The sequence below is a fragment of the Scytonema sp. NUACC21 genome, from assembly GCF_054684315.1.
Map to the genome: position 1 here is coordinate 54,913 of NZ_BAAFZH010000103.1, position 26,886 is coordinate 81,798.

The window sequence follows — 26,886 nt, forward strand, 5'->3', positions numbered from 1 at the left end:
ATTGACTAACCTCTTATTGTATCGGTTAATATCAGGGATGTATGCGAAGACAGCGCAACTACGAACTTATTTTTATAATATAAAGGCACTACAGCAAGGACTTCTGTCCCGTCTCCCGGTTGGCTGGTGATGGACAACTTACCGCCCAATCCTTGTATGCGTTCTCGCATCCCCATCAGACCAAAACCTTTTGAACTTTCTAGTTTCGATTGAAAACCGCGACCGTTGTCTCTGATACGCAAACAAATTGCTTGAGATTCAAAGGTCAATTCAACTTGGAGCACGTCGGCTTGAGCGTATCTAAGAGTATTCACGATCGCTTCCTGTGCAACCCGTAATAAATTTGTTTCCACTTGTTGCGGTAACTCTTTTGGAGCTTCTTCTATCTGACACTGAGTTTTCAGTTGCGTACCTGCAGTAAGTTTGTTCACCAAGCTGGCTAAAGTTTGACTCAAACTACCTTGTTCCAAAATTGGCGGACGAATTGCCAGAACAGAACGCCTTGCTTCTGTCAAACCATCACGGGCTAAGCTTTGCGCTTGCGTGATGTGTGTTCGTGCTTTGGAGTCGTCTGGTATCACAACCTTTGCTGCTTCCATATGCACAACAACACCTGTCAGTACTTGAGCAAGAGTATCGTGTATTTCGCGAGCAATACGGTTGCGTTCTTCCAGAATGGAAGCCACTTCAGCTTGTTTGCGCTCGGTAATATCTTGACCGATATTAATAATCATACCGTTAGAGAGCCGAATACTTGCCCAAGACGTATCCACATAACAGCCAGAGCGAACTTTGGTTTGAAAGTCTTGCCATTTACCACTAGCTGTTGCTATGTGTTCCAAAGCCAAAGCCCGATGTTCGGGGTCGGGATAACATTCTGCTAACAAATCAATCTTGTCTATCTCATTTTGAGACCAACCTAAAACCCGTTCTAACTCCCGGTTCACTAATTTAATATTGTTTTGTGCGTCAAAAAGTGCTACCATTACGGGAATATTATTAAAAATTGTTTGCAAGAGTTCTTTCTGTTCCTGGAGTACCTCTTGCTTGCGCTCTATCTCAAGCGTGCGCTCAACTACCTGCTGTTCTAAAGTTTGGTTGTAATCAGCAAGCAATTTTTGTGCCTGTTTGCGTTGGGTAATGTCTTGAAGAGCTGCGATCGCGTGAGCAATTTTCCCTGTCTCATCAAAAATCGGCGTACTGCAAACCTCTAGAGATATAATTTTACCGGGGTGGTGAAGCTCCACATCATCCACTTGTACTGTTTCACCTGCTAGCGAGCGCACGGTAGGCAATAACTCTGTAGGATATAACTCGTTCGTTCCGGCGATATAAGCTTGATAAGTTTGTGCCAATTGTTCGATTTTCGCTTCTGGCAAAGTGTTTATGTTGCACAACTCCATAGCTTTTTGATTGGCGTAGGTAGTTAGTCCCGACACATCGTGTACAATAACCCCAACAGGCATGGCATTGATAAATTGTGTCAATTGGCTCTTTTGTTCCGTAACCTCAGCGTAGAGTTTGGCATTAGTAATGGAAATAGCAGCCTGACCAGATAATAACTGTATCACTTGCAAGCGATCGGCACTAAAAGCACCAGTTGTGAGATTATTCTCCAAATAGACAATACCGCTGAGTTGACCTTGATTAATCAAAGGCGTACACAAAATAGATTGAGGTTGGTGCAATTGAATATAAGGATCGCGAGTAAAATGGCCCTCTTGAGTGGCATTATTTAAAACCAAACTTTCCCGAGTGCGAACGACATAATTAATAATAGACACGGGTAAATTATTTTTAATCGGGATAGATTGCAACACCGTCGTAGCAAGAGCCTTTCCACCCATTTTTACATCAACTTCACCAGAAGCTTCAATCGCCCATTCACCTTCAGATTCCAACGGATTCACAGAACGTAAAATGAGAAAACCTGTTTGCGCTCCTGCATTCTCAATCAAAATCTTCATCAAAGAACTTAGTAACTTTTGCAACTCCATTTCACCTGAAATCGCGAGTGAAGCTTTCATGACAGTGGCTAAATCCAAAGCATCTTTCGAGCGCTGGTCTGCAATATAAGAATGCAGAGTGCGACTTGCTGATGGTAATTGAGCCAATAATTCTGGGTATTTAGCTTCTAAATTGGCAACTTTCGCTTTAGCTCCCCAACGCTTATAGCAGTAGTGAGCTTCTATCATATACGCACGAGCAATTTTTGTTCTACCACGCGCTAGATAAAATTTCGCTGCTAGCTCATAAGCTAACGCTTCTTCTTGAAGATAATCGTTATCTCTTGCACCTTGAATGGCTCGTTCATACAACTCCTCAGCCTCCAGAATTTTATCCAACACTCGCGCTTTTTCAGCTTCTACCAAGTCATACTTATGTTGAAAATTCATTGGCGCATAAGTTGCCCATTTTTGCATCTTCTCTTGATTCAAACAAATCCGATTCATCCAAACTTCTTTTTGTGAAAGAGAAGCTTCAGTAAATGCGCCTAAATGTGCCAGAGAGTCGTAAAAATAAAATATGGCAACAGCTACCCGTGCTGTCACACCATCTAAATATTGTTCTGCCATCATTCCATTATTTACGGCTTGATGGTAATTGCCAAACAGATAGGTTAAGATAAGCTTATTTAAATAATAGAATTGAATTTCACTGCGATCGTTCGCTTCAATAGCACGAGACAGCGATCGCTCCTCATTGTACGCAACACCAAATAAACAGGTAGGATTTTCAGTCCGTCCTAGTAAATTCAGAACGGATTGCCAAAGAATTGCAATCCAATTTAAAGGGCTTTCCCGCCTAACTTGACCGATAACCTGACTGTAAATTGCGATTTCCTGTTCTAGCCCCGCCAGCTCGCAACCGATAAAATAGAGATGTTCTGAAATATGAAAACCACAATAGCCTACATATTCAAAACTTCCTGTTTCCACTGCACTTTGATAACTCTCCAATAAAAGTGGAACTGACTCCTTGAGATGTTCTTTCCAATGCATGACAGAAGCACCAAAGGGAGTGTATATTTTAGCCTTCACTTCCTGAGAATTTAATTGTTTTGTCAAATTTAAAGCTAATTTTCCGAATTTATAACCAGCTTCAATATCCCCAATGATTCCACACAAAACAATACCGTAGACAACATAACCGTGAGGTGACCAAGTTGCATTACCATATTGAATAGATAAATTCACCTCTGATAATGAAACCAACAAAAATAAGTTAGGAGCCGCAATAAATGTTAGGGAAGTTATGCTAGATAAAATTCGCATAGCAGCTAAGGGTTCAGCTTGAGTCATTTTCCTTAAATGAATCAAATCTGTTATTTCCCTGGAAGCTAAAAGTGAAGCAGTTTTTTCCAGTTCTATTTGAATATCCAAAAGACTTGGTTCTTCAGGTAATCTCACCCCCAAGCCTTCAAGCACCATCAGCCCGATTTTAATGGCTTGTTTTAGATTTCCTTGAGATGCAGCTGCTTGAATTTTAATATCATAAACTTTAACTTCATCAAAAACTGTTTTAGCGTTATAGTGAATAATAGAAGACAACTGTTCCATAGCAGTAAAGTTGCCACACAAGTACTCTACCTCTGCTGCAGATTCATATAAAGCTAAAGTTAAGCCATAGTTGGTGTGCCAACCGTCAGCGTCCAAGAGCGCTCGCCCGCTATTAAAATATTTGACAGCAGCATTATAAGCTGTTGCTGTTTTAGCCTTGTGACCTGCCATAAAATTTAATTGGGCAATTGCATCTCGTTCCTTTTGAGATAAATTCTGCGGGAATCCTATCACACCTAAGTTTAAATGGTCTACTATTTTAAAAATTTTATCTAGTAAACTTCCCGGCTGGCTGTTTTGCAATAATAACCGACCAATTTTTAAATGAAAAACTTGTTTTTTAGAATCATCAATTAAACCATATGCCGCTTGTTGCACCCGGTCGTGCAGAAACTTGAAATCTTGAATTAATAGTTCCTCATCGAATTCAGAAGCAGGCAAAATCAATCCCAGATGAACAGCAGCTACCAAATCTTGAAAGATTTCGCTTTTAGGTTTTTCGCCGATAATAGATAAAGTCATCAAGTCAAAATCAGCCCCTACACAAGCCGCCAGACGTAAAACCTGCTGTGTAGGATCGGGCAATTTCTTCAACTTACCAATCATCAACTCGACGACATTATCAGTGATACCCTGAGCTTCAATCTGAGCCAAATCCCAATACCAAAAAGTAGGAATTACAGGCGCAGTCCCTCGAACCCCAGTCAGAGTAGGGAGTGGAGTAGTCGTTAATGCGTTATAATTGAAGATTATCAAATTTTCCAAATACAATGTTTTGAGAAACTCATTCACAAAGAAAGGATTACCACCTGTTTTACGCATAACCAACTCTGCAAAAGGTTTCACCGTACTGATATCACTATGTAAAGTTTCAGCAATCAGTTGAGCAATTGGTTCTAGCGTCAAAGGTGCCAAAGTAATGGAGTTAACCTCCGCTCCTTGTTTTCTCAGTTTCTCTACCGTCATCATCAAAGGATGGAGAGACTCACCATGGCGAGTCTTCACGCCATCACGCGCCTCCGAACCGTATTCCGTCTCTACTTCATTATTCCGATACGCCCCGATGAGAAACAGATGCTGCATTTGTGCATCCGTCATCATCAATTCAATCAAGTTCAAACTTGCCAAGTCCGCCCACTGTAAATCGTCCAAGAAAATCACCAAAGGATGTTCTCTAGAAGCAAAAACTCGAATAAAACTTTGAAAGACGCGATGAAACCGATTTTGCACTTCCGCCGCTCCCACATCCGTAACAGGCGACTGTTTGCCTATAATAAGTTCTACTTCCGGAATGACATCAATAATAACTTGTCCGTTACCACCGAGAGCCGTTAAGAGTTGTTCTCGCCAATGTTGCAGGTGAGACTCGCTTTCTGTCAACAATTGTCGCACCAATCCCACAAAAGCCGCCACCACTGCTGAGTAGGGAATGTTGCGCCTAAATTGGTCAAATTTACCCGAAATAAAATAGCCCCGCTTTTCTGTAATTGGCTTATAAATTTCTTGCACCAGGGCTGACTTACCCATACCAGAGTAACCAGCAACTAACATCATTTCAATTTGGGATTTTGGATTTGGGATTTTGGATTCCCAGTCTTGTAGGGGAGCAATACTTTGCGTCTCTGCTTTCTCCGGATATGCTACGCGCACAAAAGCTGCTAGTAAAGCTTGAATTTCCGCTTCTCGCCCGTAAAGTTTTTGGGGAATTTGAAACTTATCGGAAATATCAAAAACTCCCAATTGAAATTCTTCAATTCGACCTGTGGTTTCCAGTTGCCTTTTACATTCCTCCAAATCTGCTACGATCCCTCTAGAGCTTTGGTAGCGCTCCTCCGCATTCTTTGCCATCAACTTCATAACAATGTCAGAAACAGCTTTTGGACACGCTGCTCTCCCTCGAATCTCATGAGGTGGTAAGGGTTGTTTGGCAATATGACAATGTACCAATTCCAACATATCTGTCGTTGTAAAGGGTAACTGTCCTGTCAGCAATTGATAACAAGTGACTCCCAAGGAGTAGAAGTCAGTGCGGTAATCCAACAAGCGGTTCATCCGTCCCGTTTGTTCTGGCGATATATAAGGAATAGTACCTTCTATGACATTGGGATTCTTAAATGTTGGATTGGAGTAGCTGAAGCCCGTTGCGATGCCAAAGTCTATAATTTTAACAATTCCAGTTTTTGGGTTCAGAACGATGTTGCTTGGGTTAATATCTTTATGAATGATATGAGCCGCATGAATTTCCCCAAGAATCTCCGTTATTTGTATGGCAAGGCGGAGAAATTCCAGTAAAGGCATTGCACAGTACGCACTTGGCAATTCTTTCATCCATTTGTGTAAAGACTCGCCGCCGAAATCTTCAAAAAGAATGACCAAAGTTCTTTGATAGGTTTGTTGGCTGTAAGCTGCGATCGCTCCGGGGATATTTAACGAGCGAGCAATCTCATATTCCTGCTTGTAGCGAGCGATCGCGGAGCGGGTTGGATAGTCTTGCTTGAGAACTTTGAGGATAACTGGTATATTCTCGGGTTGTACAACACCTCGATACACGAGGGAATCGGCGCTTTCGTAAATCTTGGCTTTAACGGTAATGTCATTTAACAACATCATATTTGTACCGCTTTTGAAATAACTGTTCGTAGTAGCACTGAGAGCACGTGCATTGTGACTACAAACTAATAACGATTATTGGCACCGACCTACTGATGATAACGCAAAACCTCACTCAACCAATAGCGACCAACACCAATTGTTAAAAAAATCAACTTGCTGCCCAAAAACCTTGAATATCTGCCTTATATCTGCGGAGGTTCCTAATGGCTGTTTCTTCCAAGCGAGACACGCGATCGCGACTCATATGAGTCGCGATCGCTCACTGCTTTTGGGCTGAGTGATTGTCCATCCTGTAAACCGTAGCGTAAAGTCAAAACCATTTGTTGCTCTTGAGTTAAGCTTGCAATTAACTGCCTAAGAGTATCATGTAAAGAAGACTGGAGAAGCCGTTCTTCTGGCAAATCGCTAGGATCTTGCAAAACATCAGAAAGTTCGGTGTCTCGATCCTCACCTATTTGCTGATTGAGAGAAAGTATTTGACGTTCCCAACTGAGATACTCTTTCAACTGTTGAGGCTTTAATTTCAAGGCATATGCCAGTTCTTTTGCAGTTACAGTTCGTCCTAATTTCTGAGAGAGTTCGCGTTCAAGAGCTTTAAATTTGTTTATCTTCTCATTAATTTGTGCGGGTAAGCGAATACTGCGGCTTTGCTCTGTAACAGCACGGGTAATTGCTTGACGAATCCACAGATAAGCATAAGTTGAGAACCGATAGCCCTTAGTTGGGTCAAATTTTTCGATAGCCCGTTGCAGCCCAATAGTACCTTCCTGAATGAGATCTAACAGTTCAACATTACGTTTAACATACTTCTTGGCAATAGAAACAACCAACCGCAAGTTAGCCTCCATCATTTTACGCTTCGCAGTTTCGCCAGCTGCGATCGCTTGCTGTAGCTTTGCAATAGTTTTGGGATAATCGCTACCAAGAGAAATTTCAACTTGCTCAGCCCACTCTTGATAAGTTGGAAAACGACCTAAGCGATCGAGTAAGCTAGATCTCACTTCATACAATGCGATCGCTAACTGCACTTGTTTGCCATATTCAATTTCAGAATCGCGGGTTAGCAAAGGAATCCGGCTAATTTGTTGCAAATATGCAGTCATGGTGTTTGTGGAAGTCTGAGTCATAGTAATATAGTTTCCTGAAAGATTGTTTTTAAGTCTTGATGTTCTTAGTTTCCACCTATAGCACCACTTTTGGGGGCGAAGAAGGATAAGTTAGAGTAAAGTTAAGAAGATGTTTTAAAAGTAGTAGTTGCGTTTTATAGAATTGAAGAAAAGTACGTTAATACCACTATGCTGGTATCTTCATCTACGCCGTGCTCAAAACACTGGTATTAATTTTAGGGACTTCCACATCCATTGATATCTGTTTGACACAAAGAGCAAAACGTAATCGAGTTTTTAAAGGTTTAGCTAACTGGGGTAAGAATTCTTTGGGTTGGTATTTTGGTTTTAAACTACATTTAATCATTAATGATTTGGTGGAGATTATGTCTTTTATGATTACCCCAGAAGCGCGTGGATGACCGCAAAACCGTACCAAAAATGACTAAAAATATCTTTGGAAAATTATTTGGAGAACGCGGATATATTTCTCAACAATTATTTGAACTTCTTTTTCAGAAAACTCTTCAACTGATTACAACGAATAAAAAAAATATGAAAAATCGTTTAATTCCTTTAATGGTCAAATGAATCGCTTGGCAGTGGGTGATGCGATCGCTCCTTTTTCTCAGTGGTTAGCGCATATATGCAGTTAAATAAATTACTTTTTAACCAAAGAGGCGCAGAGTACGCAGAGGTAAGAGGTGAGAAAGTGGTTGATTACTTAAATTTCTAAGTTGTCCTTAACTTTTTCTATAACTTGCTCATCTTAACCCTATTACGTTGAGATATGAATAAAACTAGAGATAACGAAAAATGACAGCAAACAAGTCAAAGGAGGCGATATGAAACAGCAAGATAAACAAAACCTTCTTTATACTCAATTTCGCTATCATGGTAAATTTACTCCCCAAGCTCTAGCATTTAACGCTAATTTACAAGAATTTACAACAAGAGTTAGTTATATTTCCAATTTAGAAACTGCTGGTAAAATCTCTCCTCAAGAAGCATACCAACAAATTCAATCTCTTTGGAAACAGTTAGATTATAGCTATTTAGCACTGGGAATTGGTACAGATATTGATTCTTAAATTGTGGAAATTTAACTTTCGCTCGCTCATTAATGAGTGAGCTGAAAAATCAAGAGTTTGAAAAAGATGCAGTTAACATATAAAACGCAAAATAGAATTGACAAAATGAATAGCGATCTTAACTTTTTTTTCCTATTTCTCCTGTGCTTGAGTGTTATTTATATTGGGGTTTGGTATAGAAATTACCAACACTCAAGACGACTTCAGCAGGTAACGAACTTAGAACAGATTTGGAAATTGACAGAAGGAGAACAAATACCTGGAGCAACACGCTTTCAGCAAATTCAAGCTTTGGAAAAAATGTGGCAGTTACCAGCTAAACGGGAATCATAGTGTCAGTTATTGACATATATGCGTTAAGTTTTATCTCTCGAAAAAGTCAATTACGATAAACAAACACAAACAATCTCTATTATTTTTGCATCTCCTTTAAATCCTGGTTCAAGTGTAACAATTGGCTTGCAACCTTTGCAAAATTCTTCTGAAAGCGGAACCTATTTATTTGGTATTGAAGCTTTTCCTCAAGGAAGCAAAGTCCACGGACAGTTTTTAGGTTTTGGTCGATTAGAGTTTTTTAGTCGCTAACAAAATCAGTCACTGGTGACCAGCGATCGGGAATCAGTAACAAATGACAAATGACAAATGACACTTCACCAATATTTTATGTTACAAAAAACTTTTCCATCTCCTGAAACGCTACGACGTTTTCCTTTTGGTTTGTCTGATGTTGTTGTTACTCTTGGTACTTTAGTTTTATTGGGTGTTATTGCTTATATTAGTCAAGGAACGTTAGTGCCTTTTGTACCACCCGATACAATACCAAGTATCAGTCTCGATCCACACTACTTGCCTTATTATGCCGGACGTTCAACGTTACGGATGTTTATTGCCTTGTTCTGTTCGACGGTGTTTACTTTAGTCTACGGTTATGTTGCTGCTCGCAACCGTTATGCCGAACGCATCATGGTTCCGTTACTGGATATTTTACAATCTGTGCCAGTACTCGGATTTCTCTCTATTACGGTAACGGGGTTTATTGCTTTGTTTCCCGGTAGTCTTTTAGGTTTGGAGGCTGCATCTATTTTTGCTATCTTCACAAGTCAAGCATGGAACATGACGTTCTCGTTTTATCAGTCTTTGAAGATGGTTCCTCACGAACTCGATGAGGCTGCTACTCTCTATCAATTTACAGGTTGGCAACGGTTTACTCAATTGGAATTGCCAAATGCTACGATCGCTCTGCTTTGGAATGCGATGATGAGTTTTGGTGGAGGCTGGTTCTTTGTTGCTGTTAGCGAAAATATTAGCGTATTGAATCAAAAATATACTCTACCTGGGATTGGCTCTTATGTAGCAGCAGCAGTGGCTGCAAAGGATTTATCTGCTTTGGGTTGGGCGTTCCTGACTATTATCGTGGTCATTGTGTTGGTCGAGCGCTTGTTCTGGCGTCCTCTAAACGCTTGGGCGCAGAAGTTTCGATTGGAACAAAGCGCAGCGACGGCGGCTACTGAGTCTTGGCTGCTGGATCTACTTAAGGCTGCTCGATTGTTGCGTCTGATGTGTCGGTTTTTTACTCCAATTGGAGAAATTTTCAACCGCTTTATGTCTTTTTTGACACCGCCGGAATCGTTTCAAGCGCTTGAGACAACTGGGCAACAGTGGAGCGATCGCATCTACAATTTAATATTACTGCTACTGGTTGGAGCTTTATTAGTTACTGGGGTACATTTTATTCTCGCAACCGTTGGGCTAAGCGAAATCTTTAAGACCTTTTTACTCGGACTCTTAACTCTTGGGCGAGTGTTAATAGTCCTAGTTATGGGAACGTTAATTTGGACACCTGCTGGTGTCGCTATCGGCTTTAACCCCAAATTAGCAAGTTTATTGCAACCAGTCGTCCAGTTTTTGGCATCATTTCCTGCAAATTTTATCTTTCCCTTTGCTACGCTTTTCTTCATTCGTGCCAATATCAGCTTGGATTGGGGAAGTATTTTGTTAATGTCGCTTGGAGCGCAATGGTACATCTTATTTAATGCGATCGCAGGTGCAATGAGTGTCCCAACAGATTTGCGAGAAATATCAAATATTACCATCCTGTTTCTAGTAACGATGCATGCGCTAAAGCGCTACTACAAACCAACTTACTTATTTTATAATTATATATTTCAAATATTTACATTTTCTTGACATTAATTACCTATATTTAAATTAGCCAATGAGATAAGTAAGAATTAGCTTAAAAAAGTTCAAACATAATCTATAACTCATAAAAATTTACTCTTTTTTAAGCTTTTATCATTTTTACGACTCATTGTTATTGGTCACTATCATTTGTTGTTGGTAATACTCCTGGTTGCAAATTCACATTTACCGTTTTTCCTTGGCGCTGAATTTGTAATTGTAAATTTTTACCTACAGAAGTACTATCTACAATCTGTTGCAGCTCATCTGAGTTATCAACAGTTTGGTTATTTGCCTTTTCAATAACATCCCCTGCGTGTAGCCCCCCACGAGCAGCAGGTGAAGAAGGTATTACTTTGACAACCAATACTCCTTGAGAGTCATCAACACTCATTGGAGAGTTGGGATCGCTATTGAGTTCTTGTTTCACCTCTGGTGTAAGCGTCAGCATTTGAATACCTAAATAAGGATGCTCGGCTTTACCAGTAGCTATGATTTGATTGGCAATTGTTTTAGCTACATTAATTGGAATTGCAAAACCCAAACCTTGAGTATCTTTAAGAATTGCAGTATTTATTCCAATGACTTGACCGGAAGTGTTTAATAAGGGTCCGCCAGAATTACCGGGATTAATAGCAGCATCAGTTTGTATGTAGTTGACTCGTTCATCTGGCATTCCTACTTGAGAACTAGAACGACCTGTCGCACTGATAATCCCTTGAGTGACGGTATTATCTAAACCAAGGGGGTTCCCGATCGCAATCACCCATTGTCCGGGTTGAAGTTGATTGGAATCACCTAATGAAACGGCTGGCAAATTATCAGCCGAAATTTTAACCACAGCGACATCTGTTACTGGATCGCTACCCATAACTTTACCTTTAAAAGTACGTCCATCTTTAAGGGTAACTGCTACTATTTTAACCCCTTTCACCACATGAGCATTCGTTAAAATCTCACCATTAGAATTAATAATGAAGCCCGAACCAATTCCATGAACTGTTTCGTTTGATGGTACTTTAGGAAATTCAGAACCAAAAAACTGCCGGAATAGCGGGTCATTAAAAACACTAGCTTGAGGATTTTTTATTGTTTGAGTAGAATCAATTCTGACGACAGCAGATCCGGTCTGATTTACAACTGAGGTGATAGAATTTAAACTGTTAGGTGTAGATGAATTGACAAGCGATCGCGTTGCATTAGCTGGTTGATTGGAAACTGGTGGCTGAGATAACAAAAAATGATTTTGTTGGTAGCCCATAGTAAAAACTGTAATTCCTGCACCAACTAGCACGCATCCTAAATAAGCAATTGGTTTTTTCCATGACTTATAAAATGGCTTGTCAGATTTTAATGTTGAACCTACATTCAATTTATCAATTTGTTGAGATTCTTGTTGGGTATCGTTATTTACATTATTCATAATTTTCAAATTTTTGATGCTTGTAACTTGACTGTAGAAAGAAAAAGTTAAGAACTTGGAAAGATTTTCTTTGAAGGCAAATACTTGTTATTATTGCTTTCACGTCGTTAGAGTAATCTCCTTGCTAAGAAGCTTCCAAGTTCTACACAGACAACACCCAGTACTGCACTACCCATCCAGTAAAATAGCGCTGTTCCGTAATTCCCTGTTTGTAGAAGTGCCATCGTATCCAGAGAATAAGTTGAGAAAGTCGTGTATGAACCTAAAAAACCCACTGCAACCAGTAACCGCAGATCGTGAGAAGCGATCGTTTTTTCCAAAGTCCAAAAGTATAAGCTTGCTGAACAAACAGATCCGTAGAGCACAATTACCCTTGCAGTGACAAATGACAAATAAAAAGGATTGCTAAAACAATGTCAGTAAATAGCAAAGTTCTTTGGCTGAGGTTTACCCGACAAATTTTAAAACCCAAATCTTTGGCAATTGTTCAAGCTTGTCTTATTGATTTTGTATTGGCGCTAGCCGCAGTATTGTTAAAAACAGGGGTGGGAATTTTAGGTGGATGGCGTGTCCATACAACTCACTTTTTACCAGCTTGGTTAGTCCTACCAGTTATGGGTTTGAGTGGCGCAACATTCTATTACAGCAACGATCTTAGGAGGCGGAGCCTCCCTTGAGGTATTCCCAGGTTTTACCTGGGAACGAGAGATTGAAAGGGGAACATAAGAGTGCCAATCTTCTACCGAAAGTAGTATATTGATAATTAATCTCAGAGAGCTAAGATGATGGATTTGCCCGTAGGACAACGCAGTCGAGGTGTTGTACTCAGTCCTAAAGGACAAGCAAAGTTAGAGAACCGGATACGTCAGCTAGAAATTGAGCGCTATCCAGTTCAAGAGTTCGTTCGCCGTTCTCAGCTTGAAGGTCAGGGTTTGCACCCCGCTACAATTCGGAAAATTTTGCGCGGACAGGGAGTTGATAAAGACTCAATTGCCTTAGTGTTTAAGGCAGTGGGATTGCAAATGGAACCGGAAGATTACACTGGTGCAAGACAAAGTTTGAACGTAAGGACCACAACTCAAGAAGTCTCACAAGCAGACAACCCTTCCCCCTCTCCCCCTCTTCCCCACTCCCTTACTGACTGGGGTGAAGCTGTTGACGTGTCCTTCTTCTGCGGTCGCGTGGAAGAACTGGCTGCACTTCAAGAATGGATTCTGAAAGAACATTGTCGGTTGGTAGCATTGCTCGGAAGCGGTGGAATTGGCAAAACGACGCTGGTGACTAAGTTAGCCGAGCAGATCCAAGACCAATTTGAATTTGTAATATGGCGGAGTCTGCGTAATGCACCTCCTTTCACAAATCTGTTAGACGATTTGCTGAAATTTTTATCACCTCAACAAACAGATCGACTACCAGAAACAAAGGGTGGTAAGCTTTCCAAACTGATGGAACTTCTCCGAGAGCATCGCTGCTTGATTGTGTTGGACAATTTAGAAACATTAATGCAAAGTGGGGTTTATGCAGGAACGTTTCAAGCTGATTGTAAAGGTTATGGTGAATTGCTTCGCAACATAGGTGAAGTTCCACACCAAAGTTGTTTATTACTGACTAGCCGAGAAAAACCCAATGCGATCGCAATGCAAGCAGGAGAAGCACTTCCCGTAAGAACCCTGCAACTTGCAGGGCTGAAATTGGAAGCTCAAAAATTACTCAGTGTTAAAGGGCTTTCTGTATCCAAACAAGAAAGCGAACAATTGATTTTACGGTATAGTGGAAATCCCCTAGCCCTCAAAATTGTTGCGACGACCATTCAAGAATTGTTCGGCGGTGATGTCAGTGCTTTTCTAGAAGCAGGTATTTCTAGCTTTAACAGTATTCGTCTATTGTTAGATCGACAATTTGAACGCTTAACACATACAGAAAAAGGTGTAATTTTCTGGTTGGCAATTAATCGTGAAGGAGTTTCACTTGTGGAACTCGAAGATGATATTTACCCTAAATTACTCAAGCATCAACTTCTAGAAGCTTTAGAATCCTTACTGAGACGCTCTCTTATCGAGCAAAGCTTTCAAAAGAAGACAATGCAACCCGCGATTATGGAGTATGTTACCGAACGGTTGGTTGAACAGGTTAGTCAGGAAATTGGAGAATGGGGACAAGGAGACAAAGTAGAATCTACTCCTTACCCCCTATCCCCTACTCCCCTCATTCAAACTCACGCTCTCCTCAAAGCTACCGCAAAAGATTACATCAAAGATGCACAAATTAGGTTAATTATTAATCCCATACTCGCCGAACTGCTACGCAAATTAGGAACTAAAAAAGCCATTGAAATGCAGTTGATTCAAATACTTTCCTCTCAGCGCCGACAAGCAGCGAATGAGTCGGGATATTTAGGTGGAAATGTTTTAAACTTACTGTGTCAACTGAAAACTGATTTGAAAGGCTTTGACTTTTCTGAATTACCAATTTGGCAAGCGAACCTTCAAGGAATCACTTTGCATCAAGTAAATTTTGCTCGCGCTGAACTTAGTAAATCTAATTTTACACAAATTTTTGGGAATGTATTGGCGATCGCATTCAACTCAAACGGAGAAATTCTCGCAACTGGCGATGACAAAGGCGACATTTATTTATGGCAAGCAACAGACGGTCAGTTGATATTAACTTTAAAAGGTCATACAAGTCAAATAACCTCAATTGATTTTCATCCTGAAAACCTCCTTCTCGTCAGTAGAGGTCAAGACCAAATCGTTAAGTTTTGGGATGTGAAGACGGGACAAGTTATCAGAACATTGCAACGCTATACCAGTCAAGTTTTAGGTATCTTTTTGACACATGAATGCCAAATTCTTCTCAGTCAAGCAAGAGATAATACAGCTAGCCTTTGGGATATAGAAACAGGGCAATGCTTGACCAGTTTGCAAGATAATATGAGTCCCATAAATTGCGCTGCTATGAGTTCAAATGGTCATATTTTGGCAACAGCAAGTCATGAAGAACCTATCAGGTTGTGGGATACAAAAACAGGGGAATGTTTTCTCACATTGTACGACCATACTGAAAGAACGCAATGTATGATGTTTTCTCCATCCTCCCAACAGGGAACGGAAGAAATTTTAGTGACTGGCAGTGCAGGCGGTTCTGTAAAATTGTGGGATATCAAAACAGGGCAATGTCTCAAAACATTGCACGGACATAGCAGTCAAGTATTGTGTATTAAATTTAGCCCAGATGCGTTAGTTGTTGCTAGTGGTAGTGCCGATCGCACAATTAGGCTGTGGGATACTGCTACAGGACAGTGTATAGCAGTTTTGCAAGGTCATACCAATTGGGTGCGAACCCTAGAATTTAATCCCGATGGTTCAGTTCTTGCTAGTGGAGGCGACGACCGAACGGTTAAGCTGTGGGATACTGAAACAAACCAGTGTTTGAAAACATTGCAAGGATACACTAACCAGATATCTTCAGTATGTTTTAATGTTTCTTCAAACAAAAGCGAGCAATCGGGGATCGTTCTTGCCAGTGGGAGTAATGACCATTTGGTAAGATTGTGGGATGGCGAAACCGGGCAATGCTTGAAAGTGTTGCAAGGACACGCCAACCAAGTTTCCGCAATCGCATTTCACGAAAATCGAGAGGCAAGGAGAATTTTAGCAACTGGTAGCGCCGACCAAACAATTAAGCTGTGGGATGTAGAAACAGGGCAATGTCTCAGGACTTTAGAGGAACACACAGAAAAAGTTTTCTCAGTCGCTTTTAATCCTCTCAGTAAGGGAAAAGCAGGGGGAATATTAGCCAGTGGCAGTGCAGATTGTACTGTACGACTGTGGGAACTCGAGACAGGGCGATGCTTGAGAGTCTTGCAAGAACACGAAGGACATGTTTTCTCAGTCTGTTTTAGCCCAGATGGTCAAGCGATCGCCAGTAGCAGCGCAGACCAAACCATAAAATTTTGGGCTGTCAATACCGGACAGTGCTTTCAAACCCTACAAGGACATACTTACTGGGTTTTGTGTATTGCGTTTAGTCCAATTCCCTCGGTTCCTACCTTAGTGAGAGCCGTTGGAGGCATTCTTGCGAGTGGGAGTGCAGACCAAACCGTGAGATTGTGGGATGTAGAGACAGGGCAGTGCCTGAAAATTCTACAAGGACATAATAACCATGTTTTATCAGTCAGTTTCAGCCCAGACGGACAAACCCTTGCCAGTGCCAGTGCAGACCAAACTGTAAAACTTTGGGCAGTCAATACCGGACAATGCCTCAAGACTTTAAGAGGACATACAAGCCAAGTGTTATCCATCAACTTCAGCCCCGAAGGTAACATCCTTGCAAGTAGTAGTGCAGATGAAACTATCAAATTATGGGATATTAATACTGGAGACTGCCTTATGACAATCAGAGCCGAAAGACCCTACGAAGGAACTAACATTACAGGTGTAACTGGTTTATCAGAGGCACAACGAGCAACACTCAAAGCATTGGGTGCATTTGAGTAGCCGATATTAAGTTACATTCATACATCCAACTCTCTTCCCTGTCCCCCATTCCCCCATCCTCAAGGATAAACCAAGTAAATGCACCACAACCCCTTGCAAAGCTGGCTTTCTCCTTTAGTAAGAAGCGCACCCCTCAGTCGCGTTCTTGTGGGATCGTTTCTGCTACAAATCTTGCTAGCTGTGGGTTTAACTGCTTGGTTATCTATTCGTAACGGACAGAAAGCAGTCAATGACGTAGCGGGCGAATTGCGTCGTGAAGTCGCCACTCGAGTAGAGCAAAAATTACAAACTTATTTGTTAGCACCAAGTCAAGTCATTCGCATCAATCAAAATACCATTGATTTTGGTCTGCTGAATCTGGAAAATCTCTCTGCTTGGGAGCCATACATGATACAGCAGTTAGAATTATTTGAACCAATGACTATTATTCTAGCTATTGGCAATGAACAGCGCGAGTTCCTGGCACTAGAAAGGGTGAATGAAACAAAGTTTTTGCTGAGAAAAGCAGGAAAATCTACTGGTTACGACCTAGCAACTTATGAAGTTGATTATAAAAATGGAAAACAAGCCCGACTTCTCAATTTATTGAAAAACTATGACGTGCGATCGCGTCCTTTCTATCAAGTTGCTGTTAAAAATAAACAATTCAGTTTCAGTCAGATTTTTGCAGATATCAGCGAACACCAATTAATTGTGAGTGCATCGCAGCCAATATATAACAAGCAAAATCAATTATTGGGAGTAACCAGTTCCTTAATTCCCTTAGACAAAATCGATAAATTCTTAGATTCCATCCGCGTTGGTAAATCGGGGCAGGTTCTAATTCTAGATCGTTCGGGACGTTTAGTAGCAAGTTCTACACCTAATGAGCCATACAGAGTAAAAGGTAATCGTGTCATACAAATTGCTGCAACTGAAAGTGAGAATTCCTTAACTCAAGCAACGGCTCAATATTTGGTAGATAGATTTGGCAACTTTAGCCGAATAAAGAATTTAGAGCAACTCAAATTTCCATTTCAAAACCAACAGCATTTTTTAGACATCAGACCGTTGCAAAGCAACCTTGATGTCGATTGGCTGATTGCGGTAGTTGTTCCAGAAGAAGATTTTATGGAGCAGATCGATCGCAACACTCAGATTACTATTTTACTTTGTCTTGCAGCCTTTGGACTAGCCACAGTGCTGGGAATTCTCACCGCCCGCAGGATAGCTAAACCAATCCACCGCTTAAGTTTTGCTGCTAAGGAGTTAGCCGTTAGAGCGACAGAAGCAGATTTTGCTCGTGAGGAATCGATCCCAACAGTTACAGTACGGGGAATTGATGAGCTCGAGGTGCTGAGCGAATCTTTTAACCAGATGGCGCAGCAATTACGCGCATCTTTTGCCGCCTTAGCAACTGCTAACGAAGAGTTAGAACAGCGAGTAGAACAGCGAACTCAAGAGTTACAGCAAGAAATTCAAGAGCGGATGAAGAACGAGCACCGACTACAACAGCATAGTTTAGTCTTATCAGAACTGGCAAATCATAAGGCGATCGCAGATGGAGATTTAGAAACAGCATTCCAAGTCATTACAGAAAAAGCAGCCAGCGCTTTAGAAGTCGAGAGAGTTAGCGTGTGGCTTTATAATAGCGATCGGACTCAGTTAAAATGTGCCAACCTTTACGAACGCAGCCAGCAGAGACACTCCGCAGGGAGCGAACGCAACGCAGCAGACCATCCGATTTACTTTCAAGCAATCGCAACTGCTCGCACTATCGCCGTGACTGACACTCGCAACGATCTACGGGTACAGGAATTAAGGGATGAACTGCTAGAACCAGAAAACATTATAGCCCTACTTGATGCCCCTATTTTAATTGGAGGAGAAGTTGTGGGAATGGTATTTCACGAACACGTCGGAACTGAACCACGAGAATGGGAACTGACCGAACAAAATTTTGTTGGGTCAATAGCTGACTTTGTAGCGCTGACACTAGAAGTATACGATCGCAAACTTGCAGAAGCCGCTTTGCGCTCTGCAAAAGAAGCGGCTGAAGTTGCCAACCTTGCCAAAAGTAGCTTTTTAGCAAATATGAGCCATGAACTCAGAACTCCCCTCAATGCCATTTTAGGAATTACAGAAGCACTAGCCGATGAAGTATGCGGACCCGTGACAGAAGAACAGCGAAAATCTCTCACCACTTTAGAAAAGAGCGGTAAGCATCTACTAGAACTGATTAACGATATCCTCGACCTTGCCAAAATTGAAGCTGGTAAGATGAAACTGCAACTGGATTTAACATCAATTCGGGGATTGTGTGAGTACAGCCTCAGTTTTGTGAAACAGACAGCATTTAAGAAAAAGATTCAATTGAGTTTGCACTTATCAGAAGGAATAGAACTCATTCAAGTTGATGAGCGACGCATCCGCCAAGCACTTATCAACTTGTTAAGCAATGCTGTCAAATTTACTCCAGATAGTGGCGAAGTTCGGCTCGAAGTTCAAGCAGATTCAACAGCTAAACTGATTTACTTTATCGTAGTAGATACAGGTATTGGGATTGCTCCTGAAAACATCCCCAACTTATTCCAACCTTTTGTTCAGTTAGAAACCTCTTATACCCGTCGCTTTGCTGGAACAGGGTTGGGATTATCGTTAGTTCGGCGAATTGTGGAAATCCACAACGGTACCGTAAGCGTTGAAAGTGTACTGGGAGTTGGTAGTAGATTTACAATTGCACTTCCGTGGGAAGAAGTAGGGGACGGGGGGGATAGGGGGATAGGGGGACACGGAGATAGGGGAGAAAGTTCTACTTTGTCTATCCCATCTCCCACTCCCCCCCACTCCCCATCCCCCTCTCCTCTGTTGCTGCTTGCAGAAGATAATGAAACAAACGTCTTTACCATAAGCCAATATCTAAAAGCGCAGGGTTACCAGATTTTACTGGCTAAGAATGGACGAGAAGCAGTAGAGATAGCAAAAGCACAACGACCTGATTTAATTTTAATGGATGTACAGATGCCAGAAATGGATGGGTTAGAAGCTACACGCCTTCTACGGGCAGATGCTGAAACATCTCTCATTCCTATCATTGCTTTGACCTCATTTGTCATGGCAACAGATCGGGAACAAGTCATGGCATCTGGCGTGAACGATTATATACCAAAACCAGTCAGTTTAAAAGAGCTTGTCGCTGCTATTTCCAAAAATCTTAAATCACTAACAAATGACAAATGACACTTGACCAATAACCAATAACAAATAACAAAAGGTGAAAACAATGGAACGCAAACAATCTGTGTGGGTAGTTGATGATGAGCCAAACGGATTTGAGGTCATTGAGTTGCTGCTGCGGCGTGAAGGATACCACCTGAACTACTTTAGCAGTGGCAAAGAAGCTTTAAACCGTCTGGAAACAACTCTTCCCGATGCTATCTTACTGGATGTCATGATGCCAGAAATAGATGGGATTGAAACTTGTAGTCGTATTAAGGCGAATCCTCAGTGGAAACATATTCCCATTATTATAGTTACAGCACTGAATTCCAAGGAAGATTTAGCACGTGCTTTAGAATCTGGAGCCGATGATTTTCTCACCAAACCTGTTAACGGGTTGGAATTACGCGCTCGTGTCCGTTCCATGTTACGGATTAAGCAACAGTATGATGCACTGCAAGCAACAATAAATTTGCGCCATGATTTATCTAAGTTAGTGGTGGAAGATTTAGGACAACCAATGTCTACTTTGCTACTGGGAAGCTACCTACTACTGCAAAGCAATCTAGAGCCTAAAGACCGGGAACGTGCAGAAATGGTTCATGCAGCTGGACTGGAGATTGATGCGATCGTCAACGGGTTGTTGCGATTGGCGAAGATGGAATCAAACACCTTAGTGCTGAATCGAGTTGAAGTAGATCTCAATGAACTGGTGGAAGTCGTTATAGCGAATTTTCAGGCGATCGCTAACTCCAAGCAAATACAATTAAAAAGCGATCTCCCAAAGCAAGGACGTTGGATTTCCATTGATGCTAATCTATTCCAGCGCTTGTTAGATAATCTCCTCACCAATGCAATTGAGTCCTCTCCTTCTAAAAGTACTATTATATTTCGCGTTAACTATTCAAACACAGCCGAATCTCTTAAACAAGCAGTTATTAGCATTACTGATGAAGGAATTGGTATTGGTAAACACTTACAGCAATCGATTCTCGAACAGTATGAAGTAGGAAGCTTGGTAAGTGGAGCTTCCCAAATTGGGCTAAGACTCGCATTTTGTAAAATGGTCGCTGAAGCTCATGGTGGTGCGATCGCAATTCAAGATAATCATCCCCAAGGTTCAATTGTGACAGTAAATATATAGTTTTGAATAGTCAAGTAAATAGGAGCGATCGCTTCTTTCCAAGCAGCTTTAACAGCAGAACTCAACCGATTTCCCATTTCTGTAACCTAAGAAACAGGCAATCAATAGCCTTCTCACCTCTTACCTCTGCGTCCTCTGCGTCTCGGCGGTTAAATAAATTATTTTTGAACTGTAGAGGCCCACTAGAGCGCAAAGGAGAAAGATGAGGAATTACCGCTTACAAATGGTTCGTAGTTACAATGCAAAGGCATACATACATGACAACTATGAACCAAAACGTTACAAACTCAGGAAAAGCGGTACTTAGTAAATGTATATCGCCCCTGTTTTATTAACACTAAAGCTGCGATCGCCAACACCCACACTCTTTTGCTGAATTTGTACTGTAGCAATATTGTCCTTAACAGAGACATTGTACTTTAATTGTGCCTCAAAAGGATTAGCGGGATAGACCGTAAAGTTTGCGGGAAAAGAGAAGTTGTTTATTTCAGTAATAGTTGCAGCGGGCAACACTTTGTCTCCAGATTGACCCAACACACCATAATCCAAAGGCAACCCAGTCTCATTCTCAAGTTTTACTGCTATAGGAAGTTGAGGGTTAATCCGTGCTACAGGTTGGAAAAAACCAGGGTGATATGTACGTGCAGATAAACTCTGTGCTGCAAAAGCCTGACCGGGAATTAGAGTCATCACTCCAAGGATGGCAGTCGTCGTAAAAGCTTTAAGATTCATAATCGTTATTACCCATTTTGTAAGTTAAAAGTTATAACCAACGCCTACTTGAAAGCCCAGAGCATCCGCAGAACTGTTTTGGTAAGCATTAAAAGCCAAATCGGTAGCGGCATAAGCATTCACATTTTTGCTGATTTTCGTTTCCACACCACCAGTAATTACAGGAGCATTTTTATTTCCCAGTGGGGTATCTCTACCCTTATCTGTAACGAAAGAATAGCCAGCACCACCAAATACATTAGTATTTTTAGCAACGGGCAAATCGTAGGTTACTGTTGGGACAAGATCGGCACTGTGGCGGCTGATAATTGCAGAAGGACGTACTGATAATTGCGTGTTTGGAATAGCGATACGTGCAGTAACATCACCTCCTAAATCTGCCTTATCATCACTATGTCCGCCACCAGTCACACCAGGGTTAATACCAACCCCAATGTAATCACCCGTTAACCCCAGCTTTTTAGCAGCCGGATTTTGTTGCGCCAATTCCCGTATCTTTAGCAACAGGGTTCCTGCTAGTACTGCCATATCCTTCGATTAAATCGGAAGATGCGTTAAGCCCGTAAGTCATATCATCAAAGCTGACTGAATTAGCTACATAGCGCAAACCTCCACGAGCAGGCTCAAACTTTCCTTCAATAATTGCACCAGCAGGAATATAAGTATTACCAAAATATGTACCTCTGGGAACTCGTAAGTGATATTCGTAGCTCCGATTGGCATCTAAATAGACAGGGCGATCGCCAGTACTTACCGCTTTAATAACAACGCCTGTAGGTGCTATGAGGTCATAACCCCCTTCCTCTTGAGCAAATACAGGCTTAACAGCAAACAAAGATGTACTTGCAATACCTGTCATTACCAAACCAGTTAAAAATACACTTTTCAAGATTGCTTTCATAGTTGCTCCTTTTTTTACCTTATAAATGCTCAAATAATTACAGAATCTGCTGTGATATCCTGCATATTATCTTGTAAAGATTCAAAAAGTTCCTCACGGAGTGGAAAACTAGCAAGACCATCAATTGTAATGATGTACCTTCTTTGAAACTGCTGAACTGCATTAATAGTGTGGCGTCCGTAAAATGGTTGATTAAGAGGGATCTTTGTTCCCACGACCTGATTCAACTTGTAGTGGAGAGTGTTAATTTCTTCCTGCATTTTCGCAATTGTTTGTGAACTCACAACACCATCCACCCTGAGATTGCAATCCACTTGAAACTTCATAACTGCTTTTCGTGTCGGCTCATCAGTTAATTCTGACTCATCCTGAGAAATGGGAAAATCGGGATCGTTACTGTGGATCTGGCTTCTGTAACCCAAGCCATTCAGGATGCTGCGGATTTCAGAATTTTTATAATTTATCATGTTTAAACGTCTCAAATTGCAGGCTTGATAATTTGAGTTTCCCCCTTACCAAAGTATTTGTGGGTGAAGATAGATAAGTTAAAGTAAAAGATAAGGAAAAATCTATTCTTAAGTTTTCTCTAACTTAACAGCTAACTTAACCTTCTTCACCCACAACAGACCTTTCCTCAAGCGAATATTCAATTGAGAACGAGAAACCACTCGTTGTCCTAAACCCTTGGAAATACTTTTGCTCTAGCCGTCTATGTTAATTTCAAAATCTGTTCGCAAGCGTGGTGTTATCCTTTCGACTACTGGTTGGGACAAACTTCAAACCGTCAAACGCTCCTGTGAGTTCCACGATAACAATGGTAGCCGGTACACTTATGAAGAACTGAGCGATCGCACAACTCCGCTTGCAAATTGTACCCCCAGTCTCCACAGCCGATTTATTAGAAGCACTAGAGGGATTAAATTGGCGATGGCTCGTAGAGAAACAATCTGGATGCTACACTTTACAACCCATATGGATGGAATATGTCACCGAAAAAATTACCCAGCACATAGATATTGATGCAACTATTCGTCAAGCCTATCAGAAAACACAAAATTCACCCCATACTAACTTAATTGCAGTATGATAACCAGCACTTCTCGTTCCCAGGTTCTGCCTGGGAATGCATACATCGAGGCGGAGCCTCAAAACCCTTCTTTTAGCTTGAACAAAGTAGACGTAAAAGGTTGCGCTGTCTGCACGCAGTACTCCTTAAGGATACTATATTTCTAATTGATGTGCGTGCATCTGCCCTCACGCTAAGGGATAACTTTAACCAGAAGATGGGAGTGTAGCCGAGCGCTGATTAACGTTATCAGAAATTCTCAATAACTTTTTGTAGATATTCAGTGGAAGCAACTTCCGCTTGCGCTCGCACCACCAAAGTCAGAGACTTTAAGGGCGATCGCCGAGATCCGCGCAAAATTCCCGATCGCTATAACAACAAGCCTTTATTGATGGCAACTTCGCGCTTGACCGAAATCAGTTTAAAACAAAAACATTTGCTATCCGATTTATTGGCTAAAACAAATTGGCGAAAAACTCCCCGATGCACCGCCAAGCAACGATATACCAGAAGTTGGAGAATTAGATGAACTAGAAACCTTCGTCGGTTCAAAAAAAACAAAATTTGGCTGTGGACAGCAGTAAATCACTTTCAGGAGGGTATATTAGCTTGGGTAATCGGCGCTCGCAGTGCAAAAACTTTCAATTCTTGTGGGACTCTGCATTGTTAGCAGCGCGGAACAACCAAAACGCTGTCAGGATGAGCGATCTCAATGAAGCGATCGAGCGTGTCATTGCTGGTTTAGAGAGAAACAACACTTGTTGAAAGAAGAAGTTTTAGAAGGCGAGTTACTGTACCAGTTTTTAAAACAAGTTCAACCACCAGCAGGCTTAAATGATTGGTTATATCAAACACAATCTTCTTTAGTTGAGTTACAAATGTATTAGGAATCGTTAGCGAAAAAGTATCGGTAAATATATGAGTTCCTATGTGCTTGGTTTTCAAGACATTGATAAAACAAAAATCATGGTTGTTGGGGGTAAAGGCGCAAACCTGGGGGAACTTTCTAGGATTTACCAGTACAGTCTGCGGTAGCTAACCCCCATACAACCCCCATATAACAGTATCCGCCTCTTGTGAAGCGGTCAGCTTATACCCCAGCTGACCCCCAAGTTGAATCTGAATTATGATGAAGAAACTTTTACCTAGATTGGGAATTGTGAATAACTATAAATTACCAAACTACTGAGCAATCAAAATCTATACGATTATACCATTGCCATCTTATTTAAAGAACTAGCAGAAAACCGTCTAGAAGCAGAACTGTGAATTGTCTGGATGGAAGTATCAGATGAAGATAAATTTAAGTATTTTGTCTCACAGTTTCTACATCCAGTTAGATCGATCCAATTAAATATATGAGTTTGATAGACACATCTTATTTAGTATCAATTCAAACAGGGCTATCTAGAAATTTTGGAATAGAAGGTGCGCCCGATCCAATGGATCGTCCTTGGTCAACCGGATTTTTCAAGGAGCCGATCAACGGTGCGGTATGGGTAGGGAAAATGAATTTAGACGGAGATAACGAATAAGTGAATTTTGAGAACTCATTGGTCCTATATTCCGTTATGCCTAAATCTAACTTCGACTTTCTGACCGAAACCGATCCTGTAATCTTCTAGCGGGAAGGGAGTAGTTTACGCAAGCGCTATACCTTGCTGGTTATTACCCATAACCTGGCGCAAGCAAAGCGCATCGCAGATCGAGTTGCTTTGTTTTGGGTACAGGAGGGTGTTGGGCAGTTGATTAAATCAGGTTCGGTAAAGCAAATTTTTGACTACCCCCAACATCCCCTGACAGCTGCTTATGTGACAGGTGCAAGAGGTTGATTGCAAAGAGCAGTATACACAGTTGTTAGCAAGTTCCGATTTTGTTATTGAATTTGGAACTTTAACTCATATCTTGTATCTTGCACCACCGTTTCCCAAGCGAAAATAATAGGCCCAAAAGCTTATTGTTACGTAGGTAGGGCTAAAGCCCACCACCCCTTTATTGAGAAGGTGCAAGATGTCAGTCAACGATATTTAAGTAATGGGAGAATAAGGGGTTGTTGAAGGCAACTCCTTGTTCTCAGTACCTTTTTCAGCCGCAGGATTCCATTGTGTTACCTCAAATGCTGTATTCCACTCAAATATCGTTTTTATAGACAAGAAACGCAGATTATGTATTTTAAATTACATACAACAGAAAAGTAGTTATGATAAGTCGTAAAACTTTCATCGCATTGATGATTTGTGCTTTGTTAGCATTCATTATACCTAGTGTCCTTTCTTCGCGTGAAGTGAAGGCTCAATCTGTAACGGACGTGAGTCCTGACCAAACGAGTTGCCCTAGCTCAATCGTCGGTACATACATCGCGAAAACTTTTCTTAATGGCAGCTTTACAGGACGTAGGGTGATAACGCTGACAAGAGACGGAAACTTTTTTGCCATTGACTCTAACCAAGGTGGTAATCAGGGGGTACCTCCAGCCGCTCAATCGTTCCCCAACAATCGTTTCACCAATGGACAAGGCGTTTGGATGTGTACCAAAACGGGGGAAGTTACCGCCACGGCACTCAATTTCAATTTCCCAGATCCAGAAAATACAAAGTCCATCACGACTGCTCGCGGCGATTATCGTGCGACATTTGATCCAGACACTCAGACACTGCAAGGGATATTCGAGATTCGGACTTTTAACCTAACCGAAAATCCTTTAGAAGATAATGTTCCGGCGGGCGAAGGTGAGCCTTTCACGTTCACTTTTACAGGGCAGCGCGTCACTATCGGCAAGTAGTAGCTAGGTTGAAGCTGAATAAGACCCGCAAATCGCTCTTGTTTGAAGGCATCGGCTGATGAAACTAAAAGCAGACACTTACTTGTAGAGAAGTGTCCGTAGTTCACAGTAACTCGGTTCCTACTTAAGGTAAAAGTGCGAACCAAATCTTTCCCAACTCGATTGGGGATGGATGCGACTTCAACATGATGAGTGACAGTGTTTTCATTGATGGAATAGGTTCCTACGTAAGCATTGAATGTAGAAAATGCTTGGGTGCGTTCTTCTAATGATACGGAATGCATATTTTCAGCTGCTAACGGTGAGCAGTGCCCACCCTACTTCTTTAGATCGCGATCGCCCAACTTCTTCATTGTGTTCATTATTGCAACCTTCCCAAACCACTACACTTTGTTCGCACCTGGTTTTTCTGCTAGTCCAAAACTGTACTTGAGTTCGGGGACAAAGTACAGGAGATTGTTTTATATTGGTTCTTTACATCAAAGCTAATGTTTATACCCTCAATGTAACAAAGATTATAATTCTCTGAAAAACTGAAAAATGAGAAGGACACAAATCCTTCCGACTAGCCAAGGACAAATCAGACCACT

The 26,886-nt window shown here is 41.3% G+C and carries 22 protein-coding genes and 5 pseudogenes; 18 read left to right on the top strand and 9 right to left on the bottom strand.

Annotation, left to right across the window (positions count from 1 at the left end; genetic code table 11):
• Window positions 1-5 precede the first annotated feature (5 nt).
• Together ACYRY3_RS34665 and ACYRY3_RS34670 are read right to left on the bottom strand one after the other, a co-directional pair.
• Window positions 6-6,170: an AAA family ATPase gene (locus ACYRY3_RS34665; RefSeq protein ID WP_460206210.1), complete on the bottom strand. Its 6,165-nt coding sequence runs from the start codon at window positions 6,168-6,170 to the stop codon at window positions 6-8.
• 151 nt (window positions 6,171-6,321) lie between these two features.
• Window positions 6,322-7,306: pseudogene (locus ACYRY3_RS34670) on the bottom strand (sigma-70 family RNA polymerase sigma factor).
• A gap of 124 nt (window positions 7,307-7,430) precedes the next feature.
• Here ACYRY3_RS34670 and ACYRY3_RS34675 point away from each other — a divergent pair.
• The 5 genes and pseudogenes from ACYRY3_RS34675 to ACYRY3_RS34695 all read left to right on the top strand — a co-directional run.
• Window positions 7,431-7,867 (top strand): annotated as a pseudogene (locus ACYRY3_RS34675) (IS982 family transposase); the annotation flags it as partial.
• A gap of 257 nt (window positions 7,868-8,124) precedes the next feature.
• Window positions 8,125-8,370, top strand: coding sequence for a DUF7219 family protein (locus tag ACYRY3_RS34680; protein ID WP_460206211.1), 246 nt, complete (start codon window positions 8,125-8,127; stop codon window positions 8,368-8,370).
• A gap of 66 nt (window positions 8,371-8,436) precedes the next feature.
• Window positions 8,437-8,703 carry a hypothetical protein gene (locus ACYRY3_RS34685; protein ID WP_460206213.1) on the top strand — a complete coding sequence of 89 codons (267 nt, stop codon included), beginning with the start codon at window positions 8,437-8,439 and terminating at the stop codon, window positions 8,701-8,703.
• A gap of 45 nt (window positions 8,704-8,748) precedes the next feature.
• Window positions 8,749-8,955 (top strand): annotated as a pseudogene (locus ACYRY3_RS34690) (DUF2808 domain-containing protein); the annotation flags it as partial.
• Window positions 8,956-9,012: 57 nt separating this feature from the next.
• The gene (locus tag ACYRY3_RS34695; RefSeq protein WP_460206214.1) at window positions 9,013-10,557 is read left to right on the top strand and encodes an ABC transporter permease; all 1,545 of its coding nucleotides are present in this window, start codon (window positions 9,013-9,015) and stop codon (window positions 10,555-10,557) included.
• Between the two features lie 127 nt (window positions 10,558-10,684).
• Here the strand turns inward: ACYRY3_RS34695 and ACYRY3_RS34700 are convergent, their stop codons facing one another.
• Together ACYRY3_RS34700 and ACYRY3_RS34705 are read right to left on the bottom strand one after the other, a co-directional pair.
• Window positions 10,685-11,974, bottom strand: coding sequence for an HhoA/HhoB/HtrA family serine endopeptidase (locus tag ACYRY3_RS34700; protein ID WP_460206215.1), 1,290 nt, complete (start codon window positions 11,972-11,974; stop codon window positions 10,685-10,687).
• Between the two features lie 107 nt (window positions 11,975-12,081).
• Complete coding sequence (locus ACYRY3_RS34705) at window positions 12,082-12,339, bottom strand: fluoride efflux transporter FluC (RefSeq protein ID WP_460206216.1); 258 nt, start codon at window positions 12,337-12,339, stop codon at window positions 12,082-12,084.
• 48 nt (window positions 12,340-12,387) lie between these two features.
• Between ACYRY3_RS34705 and ACYRY3_RS34710 the strand changes: the two genes are divergently transcribed.
• The 4 genes from ACYRY3_RS34710 to ACYRY3_RS34725 all read left to right on the top strand — a co-directional run bounded on the left by ACYRY3_RS34710 (window position 12,388) and on the right by ACYRY3_RS34725 (window position 20,815).
• Window positions 12,388-12,651, top strand: coding sequence for a hypothetical protein (locus ACYRY3_RS34710; RefSeq protein WP_460206217.1), 264 nt, complete (start codon window positions 12,388-12,390; stop codon window positions 12,649-12,651).
• Window positions 12,652-12,756: 105 nt separating this feature from the next.
• On the top strand, window positions 12,757-16,473 hold the full coding sequence (locus ACYRY3_RS34715) for a WD40 domain-containing protein (protein ID WP_460206218.1): 3,717 nt from the start codon (window positions 12,757-12,759) through the stop codon (window positions 16,471-16,473).
• Window positions 16,474-16,551: 78 nt separating this feature from the next.
• On the top strand, window positions 16,552-19,692 hold the full coding sequence (locus ACYRY3_RS34720) for an ATP-binding protein (RefSeq protein WP_460206219.1): 3,141 nt from the start codon (window positions 16,552-16,554) through the stop codon (window positions 19,690-19,692).
• 43 nt (window positions 19,693-19,735) lie between these two features.
• Complete coding sequence (locus tag ACYRY3_RS34725) at window positions 19,736-20,815, top strand: hybrid sensor histidine kinase/response regulator (protein ID WP_460206220.1); 1,080 nt, start codon at window positions 19,736-19,738, stop codon at window positions 20,813-20,815.
• Between the two features lie 303 nt (window positions 20,816-21,118).
• Here ACYRY3_RS34725 and ACYRY3_RS34730 read toward each other — a convergent pair whose 3' ends face one another.
• From ACYRY3_RS34730 to ACYRY3_RS34745, 4 genes are read right to left on the bottom strand one after another with little or no spacing between them, the layout of a single operon-like run.
• Window positions 21,119-21,547 (bottom strand): hypothetical protein, encoded by a 429-nt coding sequence (locus tag ACYRY3_RS34730; protein ID WP_460206221.1) that lies wholly within the window; start codon window positions 21,545-21,547, stop codon window positions 21,119-21,121.
• Between the two features lie 24 nt (window positions 21,548-21,571).
• Window positions 21,572-22,075 (bottom strand): hypothetical protein, encoded by a 504-nt coding sequence (locus tag ACYRY3_RS34735; protein WP_460206222.1) that lies wholly within the window; start codon window positions 22,073-22,075, stop codon window positions 21,572-21,574.
• The gene (locus tag ACYRY3_RS34740; RefSeq protein WP_460206223.1) at window positions 22,008-22,448 is read right to left on the bottom strand and encodes a hypothetical protein; all 441 of its coding nucleotides are present in this window, start codon (window positions 22,446-22,448) and stop codon (window positions 22,008-22,010) included. The genes ACYRY3_RS34735 and ACYRY3_RS34740 overlap by 68 nt, the downstream gene beginning before the upstream one ends.
• A 29-nt stretch (window positions 22,449-22,477) precedes the next feature.
• Window positions 22,478-22,915 (bottom strand): peptidoglycan-binding domain-containing protein, encoded by a 438-nt coding sequence (locus ACYRY3_RS34745; protein ID WP_460206224.1) that lies wholly within the window; start codon window positions 22,913-22,915, stop codon window positions 22,478-22,480.
• 395 nt (window positions 22,916-23,310) lie between these two features.
• Between ACYRY3_RS34745 and ACYRY3_RS34750 the strand changes: the two genes are divergently transcribed.
• The 8 genes and pseudogenes from ACYRY3_RS34750 to ACYRY3_RS34785 all read left to right on the top strand — a co-directional run bounded on the left by ACYRY3_RS34750 (window position 23,311) and on the right by ACYRY3_RS34785 (window position 26,296).
• Entirely contained in the window at window positions 23,311-23,535 is a 225-nt protein-coding gene (locus ACYRY3_RS34750; RefSeq protein WP_460206225.1) for a hypothetical protein, read from the top strand.
• A gap of 262 nt (window positions 23,536-23,797) precedes the next feature.
• Complete coding sequence (locus ACYRY3_RS34755; RefSeq protein ID WP_460206226.1) at window positions 23,798-24,043, top strand: hypothetical protein; 246 nt, start codon at window positions 23,798-23,800, stop codon at window positions 24,041-24,043.
• A pseudogene (locus ACYRY3_RS34760) lies at window positions 23,961-24,157 on the top strand (IS1 family transposase); the annotation flags it as partial. The gene ACYRY3_RS34755 and the pseudogene ACYRY3_RS34760, both read left to right, overlap by 83 nt.
• Window positions 24,085-24,279 (top strand): hypothetical protein, encoded by a 195-nt coding sequence (locus ACYRY3_RS34765; protein ID WP_460206395.1) that lies wholly within the window; start codon window positions 24,085-24,087, stop codon window positions 24,277-24,279. The pseudogene ACYRY3_RS34760 and the gene ACYRY3_RS34765, both read left to right, overlap by 73 nt.
• Window positions 24,273-24,401 (top strand): hypothetical protein, encoded by a 129-nt coding sequence (locus ACYRY3_RS34770; protein WP_460206227.1) that lies wholly within the window; start codon window positions 24,273-24,275, stop codon window positions 24,399-24,401. Before ACYRY3_RS34765 ends, ACYRY3_RS34770 begins: the two co-directional genes overlap by 7 nt.
• Window positions 24,402-24,872: 471 nt before the next feature.
• Window positions 24,873-25,049, top strand: a complete 177-nt coding sequence (locus ACYRY3_RS34775; RefSeq protein ID WP_460206228.1) for a hypothetical protein — start codon at window positions 24,873-24,875, stop codon at window positions 25,047-25,049.
• Window positions 25,050-25,172: 123 nt separating this feature from the next.
• A complete protein-coding gene (locus ACYRY3_RS34780; RefSeq protein WP_460206229.1) occupies window positions 25,173-25,346 on the top strand; it encodes a hypothetical protein in 174 nt (57 codons plus the stop codon).
• A 368-nt stretch (window positions 25,347-25,714) separates the two neighbouring features.
• Window positions 25,715-26,296, top strand: coding sequence for a hypothetical protein (locus ACYRY3_RS34785; protein WP_460206396.1), 582 nt, complete (start codon window positions 25,715-25,717; stop codon window positions 26,294-26,296).
• Window positions 26,297-26,457: 161 nt separating this feature from the next.
• Here ACYRY3_RS34785 and ACYRY3_RS34790 read toward each other — a convergent pair.
• Window positions 26,458-26,580: pseudogene (locus tag ACYRY3_RS34790) on the bottom strand (lipocalin-like domain-containing protein); the annotation flags it as partial.
• Between ACYRY3_RS34790 and ACYRY3_RS34795 the strand changes: the two are divergent.
• On the top strand, window positions 26,531-26,785 hold the full coding sequence (locus ACYRY3_RS34795) for a hypothetical protein (protein WP_460206397.1): 255 nt from the start codon (window positions 26,531-26,533) through the stop codon (window positions 26,783-26,785). The pseudogene ACYRY3_RS34790 and the gene ACYRY3_RS34795 sit on opposite strands and share 50 nt — an antisense overlap.
• Window positions 26,786-26,886 lie beyond the last annotated feature (101 nt).

What these genes read in the sequence shown, in the direction of transcription:
- ACYRY3_RS34740 (WP_460206223.1), bottom strand. Translation starts at nt 22,448, where the DNA reads ATGAAAGCAATCTTGAAAAGTGTATTTTTAACTGGTTTGGTAATGACA.
- ACYRY3_RS34715 (WP_460206218.1), top strand. Translation starts at nt 12,757, where the DNA reads ATGATGGATTTGCCCGTAGGACAACGCAGTCGAGGTGTTGTACTCAGT.
- ACYRY3_RS34685 (WP_460206213.1), top strand. Translation starts at nt 8,437, where the DNA reads ATGCAGTTAACATATAAAACGCAAAATAGAATTGACAAAATGAATAGC.
- ACYRY3_RS34710 (WP_460206217.1), top strand. Translation starts at nt 12,388, where the DNA reads ATGTCAGTAAATAGCAAAGTTCTTTGGCTGAGGTTTACCCGACAAATT.
- ACYRY3_RS34680 (WP_460206211.1), top strand. Translation starts at nt 8,125, where the DNA reads ATGAAACAGCAAGATAAACAAAACCTTCTTTATACTCAATTTCGCTAT.
- ACYRY3_RS34785 (WP_460206396.1), top strand. Translation starts at nt 25,715, where the DNA reads ATGATAAGTCGTAAAACTTTCATCGCATTGATGATTTGTGCTTTGTTA.
- ACYRY3_RS34745 (WP_460206224.1), bottom strand. Translation starts at nt 22,915, where the DNA reads ATGATAAATTATAAAAATTCTGAAATCCGCAGCATCCTGAATGGCTTG.
- ACYRY3_RS34700 (WP_460206215.1), bottom strand. Translation starts at nt 11,974, where the DNA reads ATGAATAATGTAAATAACGATACCCAACAAGAATCTCAACAAATTGAT.
- ACYRY3_RS34665 (WP_460206210.1), bottom strand. Translation starts at nt 6,170, where the DNA reads ATGATGTTGTTAAATGACATTACCGTTAAAGCCAAGATTTACGAAAGC.
- ACYRY3_RS34720 (WP_460206219.1), top strand. Translation starts at nt 16,552, where the DNA reads ATGCACCACAACCCCTTGCAAAGCTGGCTTTCTCCTTTAGTAAGAAGC.
- ACYRY3_RS34775 (WP_460206228.1), top strand. Translation starts at nt 24,873, where the DNA reads ATGAGTTTGATAGACACATCTTATTTAGTATCAATTCAAACAGGGCTA.
- ACYRY3_RS34725 (WP_460206220.1), top strand. Translation starts at nt 19,736, where the DNA reads ATGGAACGCAAACAATCTGTGTGGGTAGTTGATGATGAGCCAAACGGA.
- ACYRY3_RS34735 (WP_460206222.1), bottom strand. Translation starts at nt 22,075, where the DNA reads ATGGCAGTACTAGCAGGAACCCTGTTGCTAAAGATACGGGAATTGGCG.
- ACYRY3_RS34730 (WP_460206221.1), bottom strand. Translation starts at nt 21,547, where the DNA reads ATGAATCTTAAAGCTTTTACGACGACTGCCATCCTTGGAGTGATGACT.
- ACYRY3_RS34695 (WP_460206214.1), top strand. Translation starts at nt 9,013, where the DNA reads ATGACACTTCACCAATATTTTATGTTACAAAAAACTTTTCCATCTCCT.